This window comes from Paenibacillus sp. KS1, from assembly GCF_001680695.1.
GTDB lineage: Bacteria > Bacillota > Bacilli > Paenibacillales > Paenibacillaceae > Paenibacillus_B > Paenibacillus_B suaedae.
Genome location: NZ_MAIS01000021.1, coordinates 47,135 through 69,944, shown reverse-complemented (window position 1 = coordinate 69,944; position 22,810 = coordinate 47,135). Strand labels below are relative to the sequence as shown.

Annotated in this window: 19 protein-coding genes and 1 riboswitch; of the genes, 13 read left to right on the top strand and 6 right to left on the bottom strand. The window is 47.4% G+C overall.

The annotated features are described in order from the left end of the window. Positions 1 to 4: 4 nt before the first annotated feature. The 3 genes from BBG47_RS09530 (at position 5) to BBG47_RS09520 (ending at position 4,393) form a co-directional block, all read left to right on the top strand. Positions 5 to 1,759: a cache domain-containing sensor histidine kinase gene (locus tag BBG47_RS09530; RefSeq protein WP_254659793.1), complete on the top strand. Its 1,755-nt coding sequence runs from the start codon at positions 5 to 7 to the stop codon at positions 1,757 to 1,759. Further along, entirely contained in the window at positions 1,740 to 2,984 is a 1,245-nt protein-coding gene (locus BBG47_RS09525) for a response regulator transcription factor (protein ID WP_065291545.1), read from the top strand. Before BBG47_RS09530 ends, BBG47_RS09525 begins: the two co-directional genes overlap by 20 nt. 137 nt (positions 2,985 to 3,121) lie before the next feature. Beyond that, on the top strand, positions 3,122 to 4,393 hold the full coding sequence (locus BBG47_RS09520; protein WP_065291544.1) for an ABC transporter substrate-binding protein: 1,272 nt from the start codon (positions 3,122 to 3,124) through the stop codon (positions 4,391 to 4,393). Between the two features lie 175 nt (positions 4,394 to 4,568). On the opposite strand, the gene BBG47_RS09510 is transcribed toward BBG47_RS09520, so the two are convergent. After that, the gene (locus BBG47_RS09510; protein WP_065291542.1) at positions 4,569 to 6,269 is read right to left on the bottom strand and encodes a CPBP family intramembrane glutamic endopeptidase; all 1,701 of its coding nucleotides are present in this window, start codon (positions 6,267 to 6,269) and stop codon (positions 4,569 to 4,571) included. Between the two features lie 248 nt (positions 6,270 to 6,517). Next, positions 6,518 to 6,676, top strand: a riboswitch (cyclic di-AMP (ydaO/yuaA leader). A gap of 59 nt (positions 6,677 to 6,735) precedes the next feature. On the opposite strand from BBG47_RS09510, the gene BBG47_RS09500 reads away from it, so the two are divergent. Both BBG47_RS09500 and BBG47_RS09495 read left to right on the top strand, forming a co-directional pair. Next, positions 6,736 to 8,094, top strand: coding sequence for a TrkH family potassium uptake protein (locus BBG47_RS09500; RefSeq protein ID WP_065291541.1), 1,359 nt, complete (start codon positions 6,736 to 6,738; stop codon positions 8,092 to 8,094). Between the two features lie 39 nt (positions 8,095 to 8,133). Then, positions 8,134 to 8,817 (top strand): potassium channel family protein, encoded by a 684-nt coding sequence (locus tag BBG47_RS09495; protein ID WP_021252661.1) that lies wholly within the window; start codon positions 8,134 to 8,136, stop codon positions 8,815 to 8,817. Between the two features lie 92 nt (positions 8,818 to 8,909). Here the strand turns inward: BBG47_RS09495 and BBG47_RS09490 are convergent, their stop codons facing one another. Together BBG47_RS09490 and BBG47_RS09485 are read right to left on the bottom strand one after the other, a co-directional pair. Continuing rightward, the gene (locus BBG47_RS09490; protein WP_065291540.1) at positions 8,910 to 9,674 is read right to left on the bottom strand and encodes a hypothetical protein; all 765 of its coding nucleotides are present in this window, start codon (positions 9,672 to 9,674) and stop codon (positions 8,910 to 8,912) included. A gap of 108 nt (positions 9,675 to 9,782) precedes the next feature. Next, the gene (locus BBG47_RS09485; protein WP_021252663.1) at positions 9,783 to 10,688 is read right to left on the bottom strand and encodes a LysR family transcriptional regulator; all 906 of its coding nucleotides are present in this window, start codon (positions 10,686 to 10,688) and stop codon (positions 9,783 to 9,785) included. A gap of 330 nt (positions 10,689 to 11,018) precedes the next feature. Between BBG47_RS09485 and BBG47_RS09480 the strand changes: the two genes are divergently transcribed. The 7 genes from BBG47_RS09480 (at position 11,019) to BBG47_RS09450 (ending at position 18,068) form a co-directional block, all read left to right on the top strand. Further along, positions 11,019 to 11,690, top strand: coding sequence for a succinate dehydrogenase cytochrome b558 subunit (locus BBG47_RS09480; protein ID WP_021252664.1), 672 nt, complete (start codon positions 11,019 to 11,021; stop codon positions 11,688 to 11,690). A gap of 16 nt (positions 11,691 to 11,706) precedes the next feature. Continuing rightward, complete coding sequence (sdhA, locus tag BBG47_RS09475; RefSeq protein ID WP_065291539.1) at positions 11,707 to 13,464, top strand: succinate dehydrogenase flavoprotein subunit; 1,758 nt, start codon at positions 11,707 to 11,709, stop codon at positions 13,462 to 13,464. Positions 13,465 to 13,466: 2 nt separating this feature from the next. Continuing rightward, on the top strand, positions 13,467 to 14,231 hold the full coding sequence (gene sdhB / locus BBG47_RS09470; RefSeq protein WP_021252666.1) for a succinate dehydrogenase iron-sulfur subunit: 765 nt from the start codon (positions 13,467 to 13,469) through the stop codon (positions 14,229 to 14,231). A gap of 210 nt (positions 14,232 to 14,441) precedes the next feature. Next, a complete protein-coding gene (locus BBG47_RS09465; protein WP_231586701.1) occupies positions 14,442 to 14,804 on the top strand; it encodes a hypothetical protein in 363 nt (120 codons plus the stop codon). Positions 14,805 to 15,109: 305 nt separating this feature from the next. Next, positions 15,110 to 16,000 (top strand): metallophosphoesterase, encoded by an 891-nt coding sequence (locus BBG47_RS09460; RefSeq protein WP_021252668.1) that lies wholly within the window; start codon positions 15,110 to 15,112, stop codon positions 15,998 to 16,000. A 144-nt stretch (positions 16,001 to 16,144) separates the two neighbouring features. Continuing rightward, entirely contained in the window at positions 16,145 to 16,897 is a 753-nt protein-coding gene (locus BBG47_RS09455) for a metallophosphoesterase family protein (RefSeq protein ID WP_065291538.1), read from the top strand. Positions 16,898 to 16,985: 88 nt separating this feature from the next. Then, complete coding sequence (locus BBG47_RS09450; RefSeq protein ID WP_251487117.1) at positions 16,986 to 18,068, top strand: DMT family transporter; 1,083 nt, start codon at positions 16,986 to 16,988, stop codon at positions 18,066 to 18,068. 290 nt (positions 18,069 to 18,358) lie between these two features. On the opposite strand, the gene BBG47_RS09445 is transcribed toward BBG47_RS09450, so the two are convergent. Both BBG47_RS09445 and BBG47_RS09440 read right to left on the bottom strand, forming a co-directional pair. After that, entirely contained in the window at positions 18,359 to 19,171 is an 813-nt protein-coding gene (locus BBG47_RS09445; protein ID WP_065291537.1) for a histidinol-phosphatase, read from the bottom strand. A gap of 57 nt (positions 19,172 to 19,228) precedes the next feature. After that, the gene (locus BBG47_RS09440) at positions 19,229 to 20,131 is read right to left on the bottom strand and encodes a LysR family transcriptional regulator (protein WP_065291536.1); all 903 of its coding nucleotides are present in this window, start codon (positions 20,129 to 20,131) and stop codon (positions 19,229 to 19,231) included. Between the two features lie 324 nt (positions 20,132 to 20,455). Between BBG47_RS09440 and BBG47_RS09435 the strand changes: the two genes are divergently transcribed. Further along, entirely contained in the window at positions 20,456 to 21,769 is a 1,314-nt protein-coding gene (locus BBG47_RS09435; protein ID WP_065291535.1) for an MFS transporter, read from the top strand. Between the two features lie 141 nt (positions 21,770 to 21,910). Here the strand turns inward: BBG47_RS09435 and BBG47_RS09430 are convergent, their stop codons facing one another. After that, positions 21,911 to 22,762 carry a hypothetical protein gene (locus BBG47_RS09430; RefSeq protein ID WP_065291534.1) on the bottom strand — a complete coding sequence of 284 codons (852 nt, stop codon included), beginning with the start codon at positions 22,760 to 22,762 and terminating at the stop codon, positions 21,911 to 21,913. Positions 22,763 to 22,810: the final 48 nt, after the last annotated feature.

The window sequence follows — 22,810 nt, the reverse complement described above, 5'->3', positions numbered from 1 at the left end:
CCATGTGACACAATCGGGTGTCTTGCATCGGCTACAGCAATGGATGGCCAATATGCCGCCCAATCCGAGGCGAAGCCTTCGCTTAAAGCTCGTGCTGTTCTTCTTGGCAGCATCACTGCTTCCACTCATGATTCAGGGCGTGCTATCCTATCAACAATCCTCACGCCTTCTGCAAGAGCAGTTCGGCAAATACGGTCAGAACAGTGTTAATCAGCTGCAGTATCAGCTGGATACGGAATTAAATCAGATGAGCATGATTGCGGGTTATATTTATTCATATTTGCTTAATCCATATAAGAGCGTCATCAATGCGGAGATTCCGAAGACGTATTCGCAAGTGCAGGATAAGAACAACATGGAAGATTTCTTGAAAGCGCTTAAAAGGCTGCATGATCGCGGGATATTCATTATTACGAAATCTGGCTATTATTACGGGGACAGCATCTTGAATGTGGATGTTCTGGTTGAACAGCCATGGTGGAAGCGGATACCTGCCGATCATGCAGGAGAGTATTGGGCAGGATTCTACCCTCCACTGCATTATCGCGATGAGAAGGATACACCGGATCAGAAGCTGCTTGGCTTGGTTGTGCCGATCCGCAATCAGGCAGGGCCTTTGCAGGACAGCAAAATCCTTATTGAAATGAAGGCAGATAAGCTGATCGAACTGTTCCGTATGTTCGAACAGGATACGAAGTCGATTGTGACGGTGCAAAGTGCAAGTGGTCAGACGATCTATCACTCGCCGGGCAATTATACTGCGCAAGAAAATGATATCGTGTGGAAGCAGAACTTGAAAATAAATGATTGGACGATAGAAGCTAGACTGCCCTATGAATATTTTAATCAGCCATCAAGTGTTATCAAGTCTTATACCTTACTTGGTTTAGGCTTGTCAGGCTTTCTCGCTCTTCTGCTCGCCTACTTGTTCTCCACTCGTGTAACGGGCAGGATTAAGCGGATCAAGGAATCGATGAACTCCGCAGGAGCTGGTCGCTTGAAGACCCGAATCCAAGTTCAGGATGAGGATGAGCTGGGGACGCTTGCGAATAGCTTCAATAAGATGATCGGACAGATCGAAGAGCTTGTGAAGGAAATAGCGGCTAAGGAGCAGCTCAAGAAGGAAGCCGAATTGCGAGCATTTCATTATCAGATCAATCCCCATTTATTGTTCAATACGTTGAACTCCATACAGTGGAAGGCTAGGCTGCAGGGCAATGATGATATAAGGAAAATGATCGCTCACTTAACGATCGTGTTAGAAGCCAACTTAGACGTGACGCGTGAACTGGTACCGATATCGAAAGAGCTGGAGCTTATTGATCATTTTCTGCAAATCCAGCAGGTTCGTTATGAAGGTGAATTTATATATGAGTCTGAAATTGCTCCAAGTGCGCTGGCAGCAGTCATCCCGCGTATGAGCTTGCAGCCGCTGTTTGAGAATATCTTTTTCTACGCCTTCGAGGATGGGTATGGCACAATAACACTCCGCCTAGTAGATACCGGGTCAGAACTGCATTTAGCCTTATCGGACAATGGCAAAGGGATGAGCGAAGAGCGTCGAGTCTCTCTGCTGCAAGCTCCGAAAGACCACAATCAGAGACATGGTCTCGGGATGTACAATGTGGATCAGAAGTTCAAGCTGCACTTTGGTTCCGAATATGGATTAAGCATCGAATCCCAGTTAGGAAGCGGTACAACGATTGCGATACGCTGGCCCAAAAAGGAGGAGGAATCCGATGACAGACAACCCTATTAAAGTACTAATCGCGGATGATGAGAGCATTGTTCGCAGAGGCTTGATGGCAACTGTAAATTGGAGCAGATTCAACATGGTAGTCGTAGCCGATGCCCCAAATGGTCAGAAGGCATGGGAAGCATTCCTTCTCCATGAGCCGGAGGTTGTCATTACAGATATCGTTATGCCGGAGATGGATGGAATTGAACTCGCCAAGCGAGTGAAGGAAAAGTCGCCGCATACTCGGGTCTTGCTGCTGAGCTGTCATCGAGATTTCGAATATGCACAAAAGGGAATGATGCTTGGGGCTTCCGGCTATTTGTTGAAAACGGCTTTCGAAGATGAGGAACTGGCTTATTATCTTCAAAAGTTCGAGGAAGAGCTGGCTGGGAATTCGGAGCCTCCTCCAGCGGTTCGCACTGCAAATTCTAACGAAGAGGATGCACAGTGGAATGCGGCGTTCTATGCCTGGTTATGCGGCTTCCGCAACAACTTCCAAGGCGAGCTGAAGCTGCGCTGGGAGACGCAATGGTTTTGGTTGAATGAACCTCATGAGATTATATTGGTTAAAATATTCGACAGTTCCGAGCAATCGCTCTCTGCCGCTATCAAATCATCCAACCGTGGAGGGGAGTACTGGAAGTATCTTGGCGATAAGCTGCTGCAAGAAACGGAAGGCCCGTGCGCCTATATTCCCTGCGGTGTAGATCGATGTTTCTATTTCTATCGTCCTACCGCTCGCTTGAAGGTGGAACGGCTGTTGAAGGAGAGCAAAGCATCTTGTCCGCAGCTGCATTGGAGCAGTCGTGGCCCGTTAAAGGGCATGGATGGATGGCTGGAGGCTGTTCAGGAGCTGCACCGAGCGGCGGAGTTGGAGCGCAAATTTGAGCTGCGAGTCAATTCATGGCCAGAAACGGTGATGCGATCGGTGCTCTTGGTAGCAGAGAATGTGAGTGAGCCTTGGTCCGTCAGTGATGTAGCACATCGAGTTGGATTGAGTCGAAGCCATTTCAGTACTTTATTTAAGAAGGTAACCGGAGAGAATTTTGTCTCTTTCTTATACCGTATGCGGCTTAAGACAGCGCAGGATTTGCTTCTGAATACAACGATGACGCTGCAGGATATCGCAGAACGGATCGGCATGGTGGATGGAAAATATGTTAGCAAATGGTTCAAACGCTGCTGTGGAATGACACCGAGTCAATACCGAAGCGGACAAAAGGGAGAACATTTTGCTCAAAAATGACGAGGGTGTACGATATTACGCCCTTTCACCGAACAAAATCACCCCATATTCGGAACAATTCGCCGTTTTGAAAACGCTTTATTGTCTTTAAAGTGAAGGTATGTTTGAGATGCAACCATTTGGGGGGAATGAGCAAGATGAAGAGAACGTCAAGATTGGTTATTCTGTTAACGGTCTTTGCACTTATGCTTGCTGGCTGTGGCGGAGGATCTGGAGAACAAGGTTCCTCCTCCGGGGAAGACAAGGGGAAACAAACCGTTTTGCGTTTTGCAACATGGGATACTGGAGAGAAGCTGAAGGTTCAAGAAAATATCGCGAAGGCGTTCGAAAAATCCCATACAGGCGTCAAAGTACAAATTGAACCTTATGCAGACGGCTTCGATCAGAAGCTGGCGGCATCGTTCGGTGCGAGCAATCCGCCTGATGTGATGTTGATGTGGGATTTCCCAACATACCATTCGAACTTGGAGCCGCTGGATGCCTTTACGGAGAAAGATGCAAGCCTGAAATTAGACGATATATACGATGGCTTGTTCAATTATGTGAAGGTAGATGGCAAGACGTATGGTATGCCTGCGGGCTTCACGACACGGGCTATGTATTACAACAAGAAAGTGTTCGACGCAATGGGAGTCCCATATCCGAAAGATGGCTGGACGTGGGATGACTTCAAGGATATTGCTACGAAGCTGACAGATAAATCGAAGAAGCAGTATGGATTCGGTGTCCGTGCTGAGAACGACCCGTATGACCTGCAAGGATTCATCTGGAGTAATGGGGGCAGCTTCATCAGCGAAGACGGCAAGACGATTGAAGGCATTATGAACGGGCCGGATACGGTAGCGGCTGTTCAAATGTTCGGGAATATGGTGAAGGACGGATACGGAGTCCTCGTAGGAGGAAAAACGCAGCTTGGCGGTAACGACATCTTCAAAGCTGGCAAAATCGGAATGTGGGAGAGCGGTGTATGGCCGCTAGATGGATTTAAGGAAGCGAAGGTTGATTTTGGTACTGTTGAAATGCCAGCGTTCCCTGGCAAGCCTGTGAAAGGCGTAGTTTCGGTAAGTGCAGTATCGATTGCGAAGCAATCGAAGCAGAAGGATCTGGCATGGGAGTTCGTGAAGTTCTTTATTTCGGAAGAAGCCGTTAAAATGAAGAGCGATGCTGACCTGCCGATTCGTAAGAGCATCGTGCAAGAAATGAAGCTGGATACATCCGAGCTGTATGCACCGTTCTATCGCATGCTGGAGCGTTCCGACAACACGCCAGCCTTCTTGCTTAACAGCAACTGGAACCAGATGAACCGCCACCTGTCTACTGCGGTTGATTCAGTCATGCTGGGTGAAGATGCACAGAAAGCGCTAGATACGGCAGTGAAGGAAGCGAAAAAATTTATTGAGAAGAAATAAGTAATAATGAGAAATAAACGGGGCCGTTCCTTCGATGAGGCGCATTACGTACATGCGTCCTTCGATATGAACGGCCCTTGGCTTTTCAAAATGATAAGGTATGGAGATATGCTTATGTACTCGTTCTATTTCTGTACGAACAAATGGATTCAACTGCATTCAACGGTGTTGATGTTTATGTCCATGTCGTGATCGCTCTAGCGTGATCTTGGTTGCGATGAATCTTCGCAAGCGCATATACAATCCCAATTGGAGAAAGGAGGTACACAAGACCGATTAGGAAACCGACTATTGTTCCATCAAGCATGAATGACAGGGACATTAAGAAGTTGTCGAGCATAAGGTGAGCGAACATGGCCGTCCACCAGCCATGCTTCAGCATAATGAACAGGAATAACATGCCGATAAACAGGAGCTCTACCGGCCGAGAGTAGTACGGATAGATTGGATAGGTGACATGTCCGAACGCCCATACAAGGGTAGGGATAATCCCGGCTAACCATGGGTTGCGGAACAATCGGTTCAGCAGTCCAACCCCGAACAAACGATATATCCCTTCCTCCGAAATAGCTGCAACCCAAGCTAAAAGAGGGAACAGTGATGTAATTCGCAGGTTGAGCGGTGATTGTGAGGCATCGGTCGATGACCACGCATGAAACCCTGATTCCAAAATGAAAAATATAACTGTTTGCATGCCGAGCAATACGCCTGTGTACGCGATTCCGATCCATAATGCTTGTATGAGCTTGCCGCCAAATGCGCGGTCACTCCATGTAGGCAGTACATCTCTGTACGCAGACAACTCCCATGCTCGCTTTCCCGCATGGAGAGAGAAGTAGAGGATAACGCCTTGAATTACTGTAATTGCGCCTTGAATGGCAAAGGATAGCCCCATATTCACCCCGTCCACAGGGGTACGGAGTTCCAGAGCGAAGAGACCCGGAAGCGCGTTCCATAGATGCAGCAGAGAAATTCCGCATGAGACGGCAGTAAGGGCGAACAATGTCTTCGATCCGAACTTCAGGCCATGGCGGTAGACGATGCAAGCGATCAGTGAACATGTACTTAGTAGGATCGTCATCCACATATAGCCGATATTGTAAATGGACGATGCAGTCTTCGTTTGATGCAGTTCTTCAGCTAGATAGCTGTTCGGGATAACCCAGTAGGGCTTCAGCATGACAATGCGATCTTGGGAGAAGACGGCCTTCACGTTCAATGCGGCTTCACCAAGTCGTGCTTCAGGCACGTTATACTCTACCGTGTCTAGCTCCGCCGATGATGCGATTCGTTTTAATTGGGTAGGATTCCATCCCATGTGCTTCAAGAGTGTATCAGCAAGCTTCTTGCGGTTCACTGAATCCAAGGCAGTCTCCGCATCTTCTGCTGACGCCATATCCACATGATTTCCCGTAACCCCGCTAATGTCGGAGGTGATAGGAGGCTTTTCCTCCCATTCGAATCCAATAATACGACCGCTTGTCATGTGAACGTCAATGCGCATGACACCGGATTTTCCAGCCCGATTCATATTCAATAATACCTGAAAAGTATCATAGGGACTGGATGGTTCCCATTTCTGAAATGAAGCGGTCAGCTTCTCCTTGCTCATGTAGCCGGAAACCGTTGATTGACTGCGATAAATGACGGTTGGAGCAGTATCTTCTTCAGGTGTAATTGAAATATGGAACTGTTTTAAGTCCTGTACAAATGTGAGTGCCTTTTGCGCTGCTTTCTCTTTGGTTAAGAGGGATTGGCTGGCTGCTGATTCCATCATGGCTTCTGTCTGCTGAAAGGGAATGAATACCTGAACAATGAGGAATAATAGAAATCCGGCCACAGAAGAAAGAAGAAGCGGCTTGGATACATAGGACATGTTGGAACCTCCATTCCATCACACATTTAGCGTATGGTTGCTTATTTGTTCATTTTATCCACTTCAACTTTGTAAAGTCCAGCAGAGAAAATGAAGAAACACCTAGCGAAAATGAGTGTTTTGAATACAATTGAAGAAAATGGGGGATTGTAAGCGCTATTTCTTCAAGTTTTTCGTCTTATTCTGGTTAATTTGTTCATTCCTTGACTTTGTATGCTGCAGGGGAAACGTATATAATCTCGTTATGAATTGCATACAAGCCGAGTTTCGTGAATGAACGAAAGCGGGGGACCCGATAAATGGGGTGAATATCGCAGTTGTGGATGCATAGAATCCACTTGCGATTAGGGCAGCCTGAACGTGCCCGAATCCGACAGCTAACCTCGTAGGCATGTACGTCAGGATACCAGCGATAGCATTGGATTTCCAGTGCTTTTTTTCGTGGGGAAAAAAAGAGGTGACTCCCGTGGAGGGAACAAAAAAGGCCATTCGATTCAATCTGACACCACCGCGAATTCTGGTTGTAGGGTTTGCAGCAATTGTATTATTGGGCGCATTTCTACTCATGCTTCCGATATCAAATGCGGATGGGATTCCGCTGCCATTCCTCGATGCATTGTTCACGTCAACGTCAGCAACTTGTGTGACGGGGCTCATTGTGGTGGATACGGGCACTCATTTTACCGTATTCGGGCAGGTGGTCATCATGCTGCTCATCCAAATTGGCGGGCTTGGATTCATGACAATGGCAACGCTGTTCGCATTGGCACTGAAGAAGAAGATATCGCTGAAGGAAAGGCTTATATTGCAAGAAGCGCTTAATCAGGGCAGCATGGAAGGCATCGTGCGCCTTATCCGTAAAGTGATCTTGTTTGCGGTATGTATCGAGGGGACGGCAGCTGTACTGTTCTCCGTGCGATGGGCATTTGATCTTCCGCTAGGCAAGGCCATTTATTTCGGTATCTTCCATGCTGTTTCTTTTTTCAATAACGCAGGCTTTGATTTATTCGGCTCTGTCAGTGGGCCGTTTTCAAGTTTAACCAGCTATGTCGGAGACCCTATTATTAACCTGGTATCGATGCTGCTTATTATCCTTGGCGGGATTGGATTTATCGTCTTGTCCGATTTGGTGGAATATAAGCGCACTCGCAAGTTGTCTCTGCATACGAAGATCGTGTTAACGATGACGGGATTGCTCATTGTAATCGGAACGGTCGTTATATTTATATTTGAATTTACCAATGCACGCACGTTAGGCAGTTTGAATGGTTGGGAGAAGTTCTGGGCATCCATGTTCCAATCTGTCAGCCCGCGTACCGCTGGAGCGAATACGATTGACATCGGAGCCATGCGCCAAGCCTCGCAATTTTTTATGGTTCTTTTGATGTTCATCGGGGCATCACCAGGATCCACTGGTGGTGGTATTAAGACGACGACGTTCGCCATTCTCATTGGAGCTGTATTTGCCATGATTCGCGGGAAAGAAGATATCGTCATTTACCGGTACCGACTCGCCAAGGATCGTATCTTCAAAGCAGTTACGCTAACGTTGCTGTCATTGTTCTTGGTCATTATCGTATCGATGATATTGTCGACAACAGAAGATCATAGCTTCCTGATGATATTATTTGATACAACATCGGCCTTCGGAACGGTAGGGTTATCAATGGGATTGACGGCGGATTTATCAGATATCGGAAAAGTGCTGCTGAGCCTGACGATGTTTGCAGGCCGTCTTGGTCCATTAACGTTGGCTTATGCGTTAGGCCCGAAAAATGAGCGGGAATTATACCGACACCCAGAAGGAAAAATAACGATAGGATAAGCAAGTTAGATTGTAACGGACGAAGGAGTATACAGGGATATGGAGTTGCAGCAGTTTGCAGTGATCGGGATGGGACGTTTCGGTTCGAGTCTCGCGAAGGAGCTAGTCAAGCTTGGACATCAGGTGCTAGGCATTGATAAAGATGAGGAAGTAATTGGGGATGTTATGGGTTTCGTAACCCATGCAGTTGTAGCGGACGCATCAGATGAAGAGGTGCTGCGCTCACTCGGCATACGTAACTTCGATTGCGCAATCGTAGCCATTGGTGACGATATTCAGACGAGCATTCTGGTCAGTATTCAGATGAAGGAACTTGGCGTGAAGAAGGTTGTCGCCAAAGCACTTTCTGAATTGCATGGACGTGTTCTGGAGCGGATTGGTGTGGATAGGGTTATTTACCCGGAGCGGGATATGGGCATTCGCGTAGCTCATCAACTTGTATCACCGAACTTGCTGGATTACATTGAATTGTCCAAGGAATATACCATTGCAGAGCTGAGCGTGCCTGGCTGCATGCAAGGAATGGCGCTCAAGGATGTGAATCCAAGAGCTAAGTTCGGGTGCAGCATCGTGGCGCTGAATAAGCCGAAAGGCATAATTATTGCACCATCAGCCGAAGATGTGCTTGATGAGAAAGATATTATGGTTATGATTGGTACGAATACGCAAATCGAAGATTTTGAAGAAGCATTTATGTTGAAAGGGAACGATAAAAAATCGTAAAGAATTCCTTGCCGTAGAAGGTCATAAATAAGCCTGCAGTTGTCGCTTGTATAGAGAAGCGAGCTGCAGGCTTATTGCTTATGTAAATGGCTCTACATGACTACAATTTTGAAAACGATATAAGTCAGGAAGAAGTAGGCACCCATGCTTGCTGTGATGAATAGAAAGCGATTCGGACGTGCTACTTCAGTCTGTTCCATTGCTTCGGTCGTGACCAGAATAACGGATACGAACCAAGTGAAAGCTGCTACTGCAACAGATAAAGAACTGAATCCAATGATCGCGAGAAGGAATGCGAGCACAAATCCTAAGCCAAAAGGCATTTGCATAGCAGCCAATTGGACAAATGTCGTCTTCAAGTCAAGCGGCTTGCTGCCCTTCCAGCGGCTAATGAACCAAATACTAATAAAGAGTGCCGCCAATCCAATAATCTGATAGATAAACAATTGAATGAAAAAGCTAAATGGCGGGGTCAGTGAACTTGAACCGCCTAATATGCTAAGTGGACTCATTAGTGAAGCGAACAAGCTTCCAAAGAGTGTGTAGCCGAACAAGGCAAACCCCAGTGCGGAGACTAACGCGGCAATGACCGCATACACCCAATCGGAGACAGTAAGATTGCGAGCACTTGCCGGATTCTTCAGCAGTTGAAGGATATTCTTGCTGTCAATTGACTTGGCCCATTCAGGCACTGTGCTGCCTGGTGTCTTGTGAGACGCTGTCTCAGCAGTGGCGGATACTTGCTGTGCAGATGCCTCTGCTGCGGAACTAGCATGCTGTGGTGGGACAGACCCTGTACTGCATTGATGGGATTCATTGTCGTTGATTGGCTTGCCACAACGATTACATACAACCATGGTTTCCAATTCCTCCTTATTCTCCCCTAGTTGAGAATGTTTTTTGTCTAAGCTTACTTTATTCGACAGCAAACGAGTGTAATCCTTCTTTTTCCTTTCTATCCATGACTATTTCCCTAGCTGTGATAATGATGCTGCTTCCATAATTTCCTCAATAAACTGCGTAGCGACAGGACTCAGCAGTGCTTGCTCCCCATATACAATGGAAGTTACACGTTCGGTTTGCTTCAATTCCTTCAGGGGAACGGCAATCAGATCGTTGTCCTTGAGCCATTCCAACCGAAGATAGGAGCGTGGCAGCAAAGCAGCTGCATGACAGGTCGTGAGCAAGCGAACTATCGCTTCGAAGGAATCGATCTCCATGCGAATATCAGGCATGATGCGATATCGGCGGAATAGATCATCGATGAGCTTGCGATACCAGGTTCCCTTAGAGAAGAGAAGCATAGGCAGACCGTCCAAGCGGGACATCGTCCAATTGCGGATGCTGGCAAGTGGATGACGGCGTGGCAGCACCAGCTGAAGATGATCCGCGAACAATGGAATGCACATCAGTCCAGGCTCACGAATCGCATCGGCGACGATGCCAAGATCAATGGATTGTTCGCGGACAAGCGAGATGATTTCATGCGTCTTGCCGGTCACAGCCTTGAGCCTTGCGTCCGGATGCTTCTCGACGAAGGAGGAGATGAACAGCGGCAGTGTCGTCTGCAGTGTGGTTAAGCTGGCCCCAATGGTGATGGACGATTGACCTTCCGCCTTGAAGGACGCAATGGACTTCAAGAAACCGAGCTGGCGATTGCGAATATCGATTGCAAATTCGTACGTGAGCTGGCCAACGCGAGTTAGCTCCAGCCGCTTGCCATTCCGGATAAACAGCTCTACACCCAGTTCTTCCTCAAGCTTCGCTACTTGCCTGGATAGAGCCGGCTGAGAGATATTCAACCGCTTTGCTGCTTGATTCAAGCTCGTCAGTTCCACAACCGCTGCGAATGATTCTAACAAATCGAGCATATTTCATAGCCTCCTACGATATGAATGATGAGCTAAGCGTAAAAATGAATGGCTTCTTATGCGTTTTAGTTATAAAAGATATAAAAACATTGCAATTCCATTATAAGGGGATTCGGAGTAACATGGTAGTGTCACAAGTTGTTCACATAACTACAGAAGAGCGGTTTGCAGGAAGAACCGCGAATGTTGTCGAAAGCGGTAACAACTGCGTCATGGCAGTGGTTTTTCGTTGTGACAAATTATTGACGCTTTCGACATGCACAGGTAAAATGAGGATGTTTATTACCAAAATCTACTGGGACACAAATGGAAAGGGGAACCGGCACGCTTATGAAACGAGGATATTTTTACTCGCGCAAGCTGCACTCGCTTCTTGGAATTATTCCGCTCGGATTCTTCATTGTCGAGCACATGCTTACGAACTACGCTGCGTTCGAAGGCGGGAAGGAAGCATTTCAGGGCAGTGTCAAATTTTTGAATGAATTGCCGCTTATATTTTTCCTAGAATTGTTCGGCATCTGGCTTCCGCTTCTGTATCACGGCGTATACGGGTTGTACATTGCGTACACATCCAAGAACAACGTAGGCAATTATAATTACGGCCGCAACGTAGCTTTCTTGATGCAGCGGATAACAGGGGTCATTACATTCGTATTTGTCACATGGCATGTGTACGAAACGCGTGTTCAAATTGCGACTGGCAATATTACGCATGAGCAGCTAGGCACATACATGCATGACATAATTACTTCTCCAGTTATGTTTATCATATATTTGGTCGGTGCGATTTCTGCATCCTATCATTTTACGAACGGATTGTGGGCTTTCCTCGTAAGCTGGGGCATTACGGTTGGACCACGCGCACAAAATGTATCCGCAAAAATCTGCATGGGCTTGTTCATTATTATGGCAGTCATGTTCACATTGTCGTTAATCGGATTCCGCTCTGCAGAGTTCCAAGCAGCGGAAGCAGTTCAATCTATTATTCCATTCATCGGTTAAGGGAGGGTGACGCATTATGGCAAAACAGAACATTATCGTCGTTGGCGGAGGACTTGCTGGTCTTATGGCAACGATCAAAGCAGCGGAAGCAGGCGTTCACGTCGACCTTTTTTCTTTAGTTCCTGTGAAACGTTCTCACTCCGTCTGTGCGCAGGGCGGAATTAACGGCGCGGTAAATACAAAGGGTGAAGGGGATTCCCCTTGGGAGCACTTCGATGACACGGTATATGGGGGAGACTTCCTGGCGAACCAGCCCCCTGTAAAAGCGATGTGTGAAGCAGCGCCTGGCATCATCCACTTGATGGACCGTATGGGGGTTATGTTCAGCCGTACGCCAGAGGGCTTGCTTGACTTCCGCCGCTTCGGCGGGACGCAATATCACCGCACAGCTTTTGCTGGAGCTACAACGGGCCAGCAGCTGCTGTATGCGCTTGATGAGCAAGTGCGACGCTGGGAAGCAGAGGGACTTGTAACGAAGTATGAGCACTGGGAATTCCTCTCTGTCATCGTGGATGATGAAGGCGTATGCCGAGGCATTACAGCGCAGGACTTGCGCAGCATGAACATTACGCACTTCGCTGCGGATGCTGTTATTTTGGCGACAGGCGGACCAGGGATTGTCTTCGGCAAAACAACGAACTCGGTCATTAATACCGGGACTGCGGCCAGCGCAGTGTATCAACAAGGCGTTCGTTATGCGAATGGGGAATTCATTCAAATTCACCCGACAGCCATCCCGGGAGATGACAAGCTCCGTCTTATGTCTGAATCGGCTCGCGGTGAGGGCGGTCGTATCTGGACGTATAAGGACGGCAAGCCATGGTACTTCCTTGAAGAGAAATATCCGGCTTACGGGAACCTCGTTCCGCGTGATATTGCGACTCGCGAAATCTTCCATGTGTGCGTAGATGAGAAGCTGGGCATCAATGGCGAGAACATGGTCTATCTCGATCTGTCGCATAAAGATCCGAAGGAGCTGGACGTGAAGCTCGGTGGGATTATTGAAATTTATGAAAAATTCATGGGTGACGACCCGCGCAAGATACCAATGAAAATCTTCCCTGCGGTGCATTACTCAATGGGCGGCATGTGGGTCGACTACAACCAGATGACAAATATCAAGGGCTTGTTCGCAGCAGGTGAGTGTGAATACCAGTACCACGGAGCGAACCGTCTTGGAGCGAACTCGCTGTTGTCAGCGATCTTCGGCGGCATGGTGTCCGGACCTAAAGCAGTAGAGTATGTCCGTGGCTTGAGCAAAGCGACAGAGGATGTATCGGCAAGCGTATTTGAACGTGAAGCAAAGCTGAGAACGTCCCAGTATGAGGACTTGCTCAAGATGGACGGTACGGAAAATGCGTACGTCATCCATAAGGAACTGGGCGAATGGATGACCAACAATATGACTGTCGTTCGCTACAATAACAAGCTGGAAGATACAATCAACAAGATTAAGGAATTGAAGCAGCGTTACAGCAAAATCAACATGACGGATACGGCTCGCTGGAGCAACCAAGGGGTAGCCTTCACTCGTCAGTTGTGGAATATGCTGGAGCTGTCGGAAGCCATGACGAAGAGTGCGCTGCTTCGCAACGAAAGCCGTGGGGCACATTACAAGCCTGATTTCCCGGATCGCAATGATGAGCAGTTCCTGAAGACGACAATTGCGTCATGGTCCCCAGAGGGACCTGAAATTTCATACGAAGACGTGGATGTATCGCTTATCAAACCGCGCAAGCGTGACTATACGGCGAACAAGAAGAAAGGGGAATAACGATGGCGGAAGCTGTGGCACAATCCAAAAAAGTCAAGTTGATCGTGACACGTCAGGATGCGCCGGACGCGCAGCCGTACACGGAAGAATTCGAGATCCCATATCGCCCGAATATGAACGTCATTAGCGCACTAATGGAAATCCAACGAAATCCTGTGGATGCAGCCGGTAAATCAACTGCTCCGGTATGCTGGGAATCGAACTGTCTTGAAGAAGTGTGCGGAGCTTGTTCTATGGTCATTAACGGCAAGCCGAGACAGGCTTGCTCCGCGTTGATCGATAAGCTCGAACAGCCGATTCGAATTGCTCCAATGAAGACGTTCCCAGTTGTTCGTGACCTCGTGATCAACCGTCAGCGTATGTTCGATGCGTTGAAGAAAGTCAAGGCATGGATTCCGATTGACGGTACGTATGACCTCGGGCCTGGGCCTCGTATGGCAGAGACGAAGCGACAATGGGCGTATGAATTGTCGAAGTGTATGACCTGTGGTGTCTGCCTGGAAGCCTGTCCGAATGTAAATGAGAAGACGAGCTTCATCGGGCCTGCTCCGATCTCGCAGGTTCGACTGTTCAATGCGCATCCGACAGGAGAAATGAATAAGGACGAGCGCTTGGAACAATTGCTTGAGGACGGCGGTATTGAAGGGTGCGGCAATTCCCAGAACTGTGTCCGTTCTTGTCCGAAGGAAATTCCGCTTACGACATCTATTGCTGAGATGAATAAAGACACAACGAAGCTGATGTTCAAACGCTGGTTTATGCAATAAAGTAAGGTAGGAGCGCCCCGAATAGGGGCGCTTTTTTGTACCAGATAATTCGGATATCCACGTATGGCGTTATGAGCGTGAAACAAGTCAAAACGAAGCAAAAAATTTTTAAGAAAAATTTGTATTCCAAAACTGAATTTTCGATTATAGTATTGGTTAACAACTTGAATGTGCGCTGGAAGCTTGTGAAGATGACTAGGGGGTGCCGAGTTGATAGTCCATTTGCCAATACAGGACACGAACAGCTGGTACGAGAACAGCCTCTTCAGTAAGGTGAAACTGCTGGTGGACGAGTGGGATCCACTAGGACTGCGGGCGCTTGGGGCGCCGGACGATGAATACGATTGCCTTACCGCGTACATAGTCAAGCTTAGTGCTGCCAACTCGGACATGAAGATGATGGAAGAGGCGCTGGAACAATGCATGGAGGAGCATTTCGGAATTGGGCCTTCCATCATGGAGAGGGAAAGGCTTCAGCGTTGGAGAACGAGTGTTTCAATGTTTTGTAAGCGTTTAGATTCACTAATTGAGCATGCAGCTCAGCCGTATGTGGAGTATTATTCACCAGGATAATGGAAGCGCATTCAATTCGTGGAGAGCGATACAGGCAATGGACTGCCGGCCCTATTATAGTGGTCGGCAGTTGTTGTATAGAAGAAGCGAAATAGGAATGGTGCGATGTGACACAATACGCTCTGATAGCCAAACAGGCTCTTTACTCCAAACGAATGGGAACATGGATAAATCGACCCTCACTAGGATTTGCATTGAATACCGAGCTGATTCATAATAAAAGGACGAGACAGGATAGTCATACATAGGAATCGGCGTTTACTGAATGCAAGAGGTAAAGGTAGGGGATAGCTATAAAATCTCCAATGACGAGAGACACGAATCCGAATTCAGTTGCGAATCCGGGAAGACGGCGTTTACTGCGCATGATGGTAGGGGCAGTAATAACAATGCCTATGGCGGTTGGGGGCTATGCCAGATTCATTGAGCCTAATAATATTCGGCAGCGTAAGCTTGAGCTGGATATTCACGGACTGCCGGCTTCCTTCAATGGGCTGACCATAGCGCATATATCAGATATCCATTACGGACATCATCTAAGTGAATCGAAGCTTGCGAGCATTGTCCAAGATGTACAAGCCAATCAACCGGATGTGATATGCATTACAGGAGATATCGTTGATAATGGGGATGTGGTTCCAGCCGAGATTGTACCAATCCTGCGCCAACTGCGTGCACCATATGGTTCCTATGCTGTGCTTGGCAATCATGACTATCGGGGAAGAGGCGCAAAAGCTGTGGAGAATGCGCTGCAAACGGCAGGAATCCGCGTGCTGCGGAATGACAATGTGATACTCAGGCGGAATCATGAAGTGCTCGCTCTGGCGGGAATCGACGACGCATTGGAAGGGATTCCTGATATGACGCGTGCTATGCAAGGGATATCGGGTAAGATGTGTTGTATTCTGCTCGCCCATGAACCGGATTGGGGAACGGTTGCCCTTAACTATCAAGTTGATCTTCAATTGTCTGGTCACAGTCATGGAGGTCAGGTTCGTGTGCCACTGGTGGGACCCTTGTTCCTTCCAACTTTAGGTGAGCGGTACCCAGATGGATTATACATGCTAGAGCGTGTAGATAGACCGGATCGCCCACTTCACATTTATACGAGCAGAGGATTGGGGACGACGTTTCTGCCCGTTCGCTTGCTGTGCCCGCCGGAATGGACCTTGCTTACCTTGCGATCAATTGGATAAGGTTTATGCATAAGTAGCCCGTTTGAGGCATAGCAAAGATATATTAGTAGGAGTAGGGTCACATGGCTATTCGTGATGATCAGTAGTATTCGGCTTATCCCCTTAGGGTGTATAATGCTGATATTAGGGAGGAGACGAAGCGACATGCAGTCTATAGCTATCATTTCCGATATACATGGGAATTTACAGGCGCTAGAAGCCGTGCTTAATGATATTCAGCGACAAGGCGCTGATAAAATATACTGCCTAGGCGATTTAGTGGGGAAAGGGCCAAACCCCGTAGAAGTTGTTGATATGTTGTTTGAATATTGCGATGTAATCGTCAAAGGGAATTGGGATGAGCTTGTTCGGCAGATTGAAGATGACGAGCAATTCCGCTGGCATGCACAGCGGCTTGGTTCAGAGCGGTTAGCCCGTCTGGAACGGCTTCCTTTCTCTTATGACTTCAATATGAGTGGGCGTCATATTCGCCTGTTCCATGCTTCCCCACAGAGTGTGTTCACTCGTGTGCAACCATGGGATGCACCGGAAAAGCGTCTGGCCATGTTCGATTTCACTGCATCATTGACGGAACCGCTCCATCCATGCCAATCACCAGACGTGGTCATTTATGGGGACATTCATAATGCATTCTTGCAGCATTTTAGAGGGAATACGTTAGTGAATTGCGGTAGTGTTGGCAACCCGCTGGACATGACGCAAGCCTCTTATGTGATGCTGGAGGGCTATTTTGGGCAAGTTCAGCAAAGTGAGTTCTCTATACATTTCCACCGAGTTCCCTATGATATTGAGCAGGCTGTTCGAGCTGCGGAAATGAGTGATATGCCTGGAGTGAAGCCGTACGTGCGAGAGCTGCGTACCGGGGTATATCGCGGGCTGCAACAGAACGAAGAATAATTACTGGAAATGATTGTTGTCAGCGTACATTCATGCTAGGATAGAATAGGTCAATGACGATGCCGCCCTAATTAGGGCGGCATTATTGTTGCACATTCAACTAGAACTTAATGTGAGCGTAGCGGATCAGAGCATGATCTACTCGCAGCATTATGGACAAGAGGCGGCGGAAGCCGCACGAAAGGTGGATACATCAGTGACAGCGCAGAAATGGTTCACTCACCCTGTAGGCATGACCGTAAGTGCGATCATTGCTACATTGTTGTGGGGAAGCGCGATGCCGGCGATTAAGCTTGGGTATGAAGCACTCAAGATTGGCTCGGACGCGGCTTATGAACAATGGGTATTTGCAGGATATCGATTTGCTTTGGCTGGACTTATGCTCATTCTATTGACTGCTTGCATGAATCGTGGAACGCGAGCTGATGGGGTTCATTACGGTCAGTCTCGGCGTGTTGGCTGGCGAGTCACACGTCTTGCAGTCATACAGACTTTTTTGCAGTATATTTTCTTCTATATAGGCCTAAGTTTAAGTACCGGAATGAAAGGCGCGATTATTACTGGCGCAACCTCCTTCTTCCAAATGGTCATTGCACGGATGGTTGATCGCAGTGAAAGCTTCACATTCGGCAAGATACTCGGATTAGGCTTGGGGTTCGCGGGCGTTATTATTGTAACCTTCAGTAATACAGGCGGCGCAGGTATGTCATTTGGCATTGGTGATGTGTGCCTGATATTATCGGCATTGTTCGGTGCGATAGGGAATGTGCTGGCGCGCCATGAGTCGCGTGATTTGCCGGTATTGTGGCTGACTGGACGCCAGATGGCCCTAGGGGGAATTGGGCTTATTCTGGTAGGCGCATGGCGTGCTGGTTTCGCTCCCTTTCAATGGGATGCCTCATCCTTGCTGCTGCTCCTCTATCTGGCCTTCTTGTCGGCAGCGGGATTCAGCTTGTGGAATTTGATTATGAAATATAATCAGGTAGGGAAAGTATCGATGTTCCTCTTCCTCATTCCGTTGTTTGGAGTACTATTATCCGCATGGCTGTTGAATGAATCTTGGAATGGTGGGACATTGGCAGCACTTGGCTTTGTTGTTGCAGGGATCATTGTGGTGAATCGATCTTCTGCAGAGAAGTCTGCTCGTAAGGGAGTTCAGAGGGCGGTTTAACACAGGCTTAATGATTTGTTACACAATGGTAATATTCCTGTTAACGTTGGTTAATGTACAGAGGGTATATTAATAACAAGACCCCCTTTTGATGAATATATATCCCTTGAGACGGATCTGTGAGATACAGATCCCTTTTTTTTGTCCTTAACTCCGTATCATAAAAGAAAGATGCAGCCAGAGCACTGCATGAACTTCGTATCCCGATGAAGTTCCTTATGCCCCAGAAGCATCTTTAGCGCGTGATATATAACTATAATAATCGAACTATGGTCGTGCCTCCTGACAAGTTAATCAATGGGTACGCCCTGTTTCTGCTTCTCTTTATAGTACACCCAGTACGTAAATCCGATGTCCTTCAGCCGGGAGCGGACTTCCTCCCAGTCCTCGCCGACGCGGGAAGGCTTATGTGCATCCGAGCCGAAGCTAACTTCGACTCCGAAATGAAGGGCACGTTCCAAGATGGCGTCCGCTGGATACCAGCCGCCGCTCAGCTTTGTTTTCCCAGATGTATTGATTTCGATGGCAACGCCGCATTCTGCAATGACCTTCAAGGTGTCGTCGATAATGTCAGGGGCTTGAATGTCCGAGAACGGGGGGTAATTGCCCTTCATGGCGTCAATATGGCCTAAAATTTGAAACATGCCTGTGCGAGCAGAATCACGAATCATCTCATAATAGGTCCGTTTTTCAGCAATTTGCTGCTCGGCGTTTAGCTTCTTCCATCTGTTTTTATTGAAAATGCTGACGCCATTTGTGCTGTGAACGGAGCCAATAATGTAGTCGAACGGATATTTTGCAAGCGTCTTGCGATAGGTCTCCGCATGTTCAGGGAAATAATCTGACTCGATGCCCAGCAGCACGTCGATGCGGCCTTCGTATTCCTTTTTGAGGCGCAGCACCTCGTCTACATAGTTGTGAAAATCACTTTTGGCCATCGTAATATTCGGGTGCGGATGATCTTCATCCTGGCCGAAATAGGGCGTGTGATCGGATATACCAATAACTTGAAGTCCATGGGCGATCCCTGCCTCAATATACTCACGGATGTTGCCATCTGCGTGACCGCAGCGAAAATGATGAGTGTGCAAATCGAATTTCATAGCTTCCCCTCCTGTTCATTGAATGGTAGTGTCATATCTACGAAGTGAGCGGTATCGTTACTCGGAGCCGATGAACTGGGTTTCAGGCATGCCCTTCAAATCATTTAAGAATTGCTGCATGGCAGAATTCAAGTAACGGCCTGAGCGATACATAACCCCAACAGGATGAGCGGTTTCGAGTTCATGAATTTGAACGATCTTCAACGTGCCGCGGCGCAGTTCGCTGCTGACTGATAGCTTGGAAATGATACCCGCTCCAAGATTCAACTCGGCCATCCGCTTCACTTCCTCACTGCTGGATAACTCCATAACGATATGAGGAGTGATATTGTATTGGCGGAAGGTTTCTTCGGCGAACCTGCGGCCTACAGTATCAGGCGACAATAGAATGAGCGGAACTTCCTTCAGCATATCAACCGTTGCATGCTCATGCTTGGCCAGCGGATGGTCTGGACAGACGACGAGTTCGAACGAATCGTAGTAGAGCACAGACGTATTCAGATTCGGATTCGGTTCGTTCAAATATCCGATGCCAATATCAACGGTGCCATTCTCGATATGGGCCATGATCTGTGAGGATGACATGGACATAATGGTCGTCTTAATGAGTGGGAATTGATCCTGAAAATAGGAAAGAATCCGCGGCAGGATTTGAATAGCAATCGAAGTCGTTGTACCTAGAACAATATGCCCTTGCGGAATTTGGTTCAAATCACTCAGCTTCTGTTTAACTTCGTCGACGATATCTAAGATGCGCGTTGCATGCTCCAAAAATACTTTGCCGCTGTCTGTCAGGGTGACAGGTTGGTTGCGGTCAATAAGCACCGTTTTGAACTCATCCTCCAAGCTTTTGATCTGAGCAGACACGGCAGGTTGAGTCAGGTTAAGCAATTCGCCTGCCTTGCGGAAGCTCATCGTCTTGGAAATGGTAATTAGTGTTTCCAACTGGCTTAAATTCATGACTGTTTCCCCCTTTCTTGCCTATTTTGACATAGGACTAAAATATGGTGTGAGATGTGTACATGGTGGTGAATATGTAAAATCCGAAATAGGGTGTGAGAACGGAGCTTCAATACAATTTATCGCTTTTGTTGTACTAATAAAATGTTTTTCTCATTATACATTAGATTAGTTAAGGAAGCTATGCCGATGAGCAATGTTTACCAATGCGGCAGCTTATATGAAAACTTAATAATTGAAATAGTTGACCGCCGCGCAGGCCATGCCGCACAATGAAATGAAGACGTTCTCAACAACGTTACGTTATAGCTTAGGGGGAAAACAATGCGTTCGAAACAGGTTCGCAGTTGGATGATGTATGATTGGGCGAATTCCGCTTTTGCGACAACAATGTTGGCGGCAGTTCTCCCTATCTTTTATCAGTCTGTGGCTGCTTCAGGACTTCCGAATCATGAGGCGACGAGCTATTGGGCTTTTACACAGACGATCGGCATGATCCTTGTCGCACTGTTGTCTCCGATATTGGGAGCAATGGCTGATCTATCACGCCGCAAGATGGCATTTTTGCGCGTCTTTGCGATTTGCGGCTCGGTGGCTTGTATGCTTCTGTTCTTCGCGGGAAATGGAGATTGGCTGTATGTGTCAGTACTGTTTATTTTGGCGACGATAGGCTTTTCTGGAGGCAATACGTTTTATGACTCTCTTTTGCCCGAGATTGCAGCACCAGATGAGCGGGACGAAATATCTGCCAAAGGGTACATGTACGGATACATCGGTGGCGGTGTGCTGCTGGCGGTAAACATTGTCATGCTTGAGAAATGGGAGATGCTAGGGTTTCCGAATAAGCTCGTTGCCACGCAGACCGTATTTTTGTCCGTAGGAATATGGTGGCTGCTCTTCTCATTGCCAATATTCCGCCACTTGCAGGATCCTGCCCGTACAGATCGGAAATCAGTGTCTTATTACACGAAGCAAGGCTTCGGCCGGCTAGCTCAAACGATTAAGCGGGTGAAGCATTACCCTGAGCTATTGAAGTATATGGTGTCCTTCTGGTTTTTCAATGACGGCATCTCCACGATTATCGGAATGGCGGCGATATATGGTGCTGGGATGGGCATTCAGACGAGCCATCTCATTATTGCGCTGCTTATTACCCAATTCGTCGGAATCCCGTTCACCTACTTGTTTGCGAAGTTCGCCCGCAGGTTAGGTTCTAAGCGTTCCTTGTACGTATCACTCAGTACGTATATCGTCATCGTGTTCTTTGGTTATTTTATGACAACAGCGCTCCATTTCTACATCCTGGCCTTCCTTGTTGGCATGGTGCAAGGGGGAAGTCAGGCAGTGGCGCGTTCTGTCTACAGTCAGATGGTGCCGATTAGCCGCGCATCTGAATTTTTCGGGTTCCTCAGTTTATCGAGCAAGGTGTCTGCTTCCATCGGTCCGGCCGTCTTTGGCATGGTAGGCTTAATGACCGGTTCTACACGCCTGGCAATCTTGTCTATCCTGGTCTTCTTCATTATCGGTATTATTTTGCTTGCATTTGTAGATATTGAGAAAGGACGCAAGGAAGCAGCGATGGAGGAGGATACTTGGAATACAGATGCTTCTGGGGGCAAGGGGATACCTGTGCATTAATATTTCGGATGTGTGTTTTCTGAAATAAGCTTCCTAGCATTACATAATTAGTTTTTCTATGAGCAACAGCCCTACGCCGATCTCGCGCCGGCATAGGGCTGTTGTGTTCGTGAGCAGCACATCCAATAGAAGGAGTTGTGCTTACGTTGTCATAATCATCCACCATTGCTTGTCATACGATTCCAACTCAACCTCTTTCAGTCCCAAGTTCGACTCAGCAATCCACTCTCTGACCAATTGAATATATGCACTGTGGAACTCTGAAGAATACCCCATTTGCTCATATCCAGCATAGGTGCAGTTGTCAAAAATGAGATAGCCCCCTTTTTTCAACAGCCTCATGCAGGTATCGATAATGTTGATGAATGGCTCAAAGGCTGCCTTTCGAAGTTCTCCTCGATTGTGATAGCTCATCACAGCTTGAAGTAATTGAGGCTCGATATCCCACCAATTATTGTTGACGGTATCGATACCCTCGATATCTGCAATTATCGTTTGTATAATATCATTTATCGCATGATGGAAAGAAATGACTTCGAAAGAATGAGGCTCATAATACTGCAATAAATTGTTCCCGTTATCTTCAATAATTTTGACTTGGATGTCCAAGTCAGCCGTTTTGTGCTTGAACTGTTGAGATAACTCTTTATTCAGATTTGCTGTCACATAGGTTGCACCGCTGGAGAATGCGTGCAGTGCTCTTGGAATACATACCGTATCACCTGCAGCTATTTCGTATAGGGATGCATGGGATTGGATACCCAGCTCAACAAGTAAATGGTACCAAGCTGCAGAGTAATAAAATTCGACTAATTCATGACTCCATTGGCGAGACAGGTCAATTGGACTTCGCATGATTTGATTTAATAAGCTTTCGATTTCTTCAGTGTTCATTTCTTGAAGTTGTGAGCGTAAGGCTGTAGGGAGATACTGTTCGAGATGTGGGGGGAAGTTCCCAATCTTATAATACTTGGCCAGTTCCTGCACGTTCATGAATGTCACCCCATTACCAATATTTTATTACATTCTAAGAGATAGCCG

What these genes read in the sequence shown, in the direction of transcription:
- BBG47_RS09430 (WP_065291534.1), bottom strand. Translation starts at nt 22,762, where the DNA reads ATGAACGTGCAGGAACTGGCCAAGTATTATAAGATTGGGAACTTCCCC.
- BBG47_RS09490 (WP_065291540.1), bottom strand. Translation starts at nt 9,674, where the DNA reads ATGGTTGTATGTAATCGTTGTGGCAAGCCAATCAACGACAATGAATCC.
- BBG47_RS09435 (WP_065291535.1), top strand. Translation starts at nt 20,456, where the DNA reads ATGCGTTCGAAACAGGTTCGCAGTTGGATGATGTATGATTGGGCGAAT.
- BBG47_RS09455 (WP_065291538.1), top strand. Translation starts at nt 16,145, where the DNA reads ATGCAGTCTATAGCTATCATTTCCGATATACATGGGAATTTACAGGCG.
- BBG47_RS09510 (WP_065291542.1), bottom strand. Translation starts at nt 6,269, where the DNA reads ATGTCCTATGTATCCAAGCCGCTTCTTCTTTCTTCTGTGGCCGGATTT.
- BBG47_RS09445 (WP_065291537.1), bottom strand. Translation starts at nt 19,171, where the DNA reads ATGAAATTCGATTTGCACACTCATCATTTTCGCTGCGGTCACGCAGAT.
- BBG47_RS09460 (WP_021252668.1), top strand. Translation starts at nt 15,110, where the DNA reads ATGACGAGAGACACGAATCCGAATTCAGTTGCGAATCCGGGAAGACGG.
- BBG47_RS09525 (WP_065291545.1), top strand. Translation starts at nt 1,740, where the DNA reads ATGACAGACAACCCTATTAAAGTACTAATCGCGGATGATGAGAGCATT.
- BBG47_RS09480 (WP_021252664.1), top strand. Translation starts at nt 11,019, where the DNA reads ATGAAACGAGGATATTTTTACTCGCGCAAGCTGCACTCGCTTCTTGGA.
- BBG47_RS09495 (WP_021252661.1), top strand. Translation starts at nt 8,134, where the DNA reads ATGGAGTTGCAGCAGTTTGCAGTGATCGGGATGGGACGTTTCGGTTCG.
- BBG47_RS09440 (WP_065291536.1), bottom strand. Translation starts at nt 20,131, where the DNA reads ATGAATTTAAGCCAGTTGGAAACACTAATTACCATTTCCAAGACGATG.
- sdhB (WP_021252666.1), top strand. Translation starts at nt 13,467, where the DNA reads ATGGCGGAAGCTGTGGCACAATCCAAAAAAGTCAAGTTGATCGTGACA.
- BBG47_RS09520 (WP_065291544.1), top strand. Translation starts at nt 3,122, where the DNA reads ATGAAGAGAACGTCAAGATTGGTTATTCTGTTAACGGTCTTTGCACTT.
- sdhA (WP_065291539.1), top strand. Translation starts at nt 11,707, where the DNA reads ATGGCAAAACAGAACATTATCGTCGTTGGCGGAGGACTTGCTGGTCTT.
- BBG47_RS09485 (WP_021252663.1), bottom strand. Translation starts at nt 10,688, where the DNA reads ATGCTCGATTTGTTAGAATCATTCGCAGCGGTTGTGGAACTGACGAGC.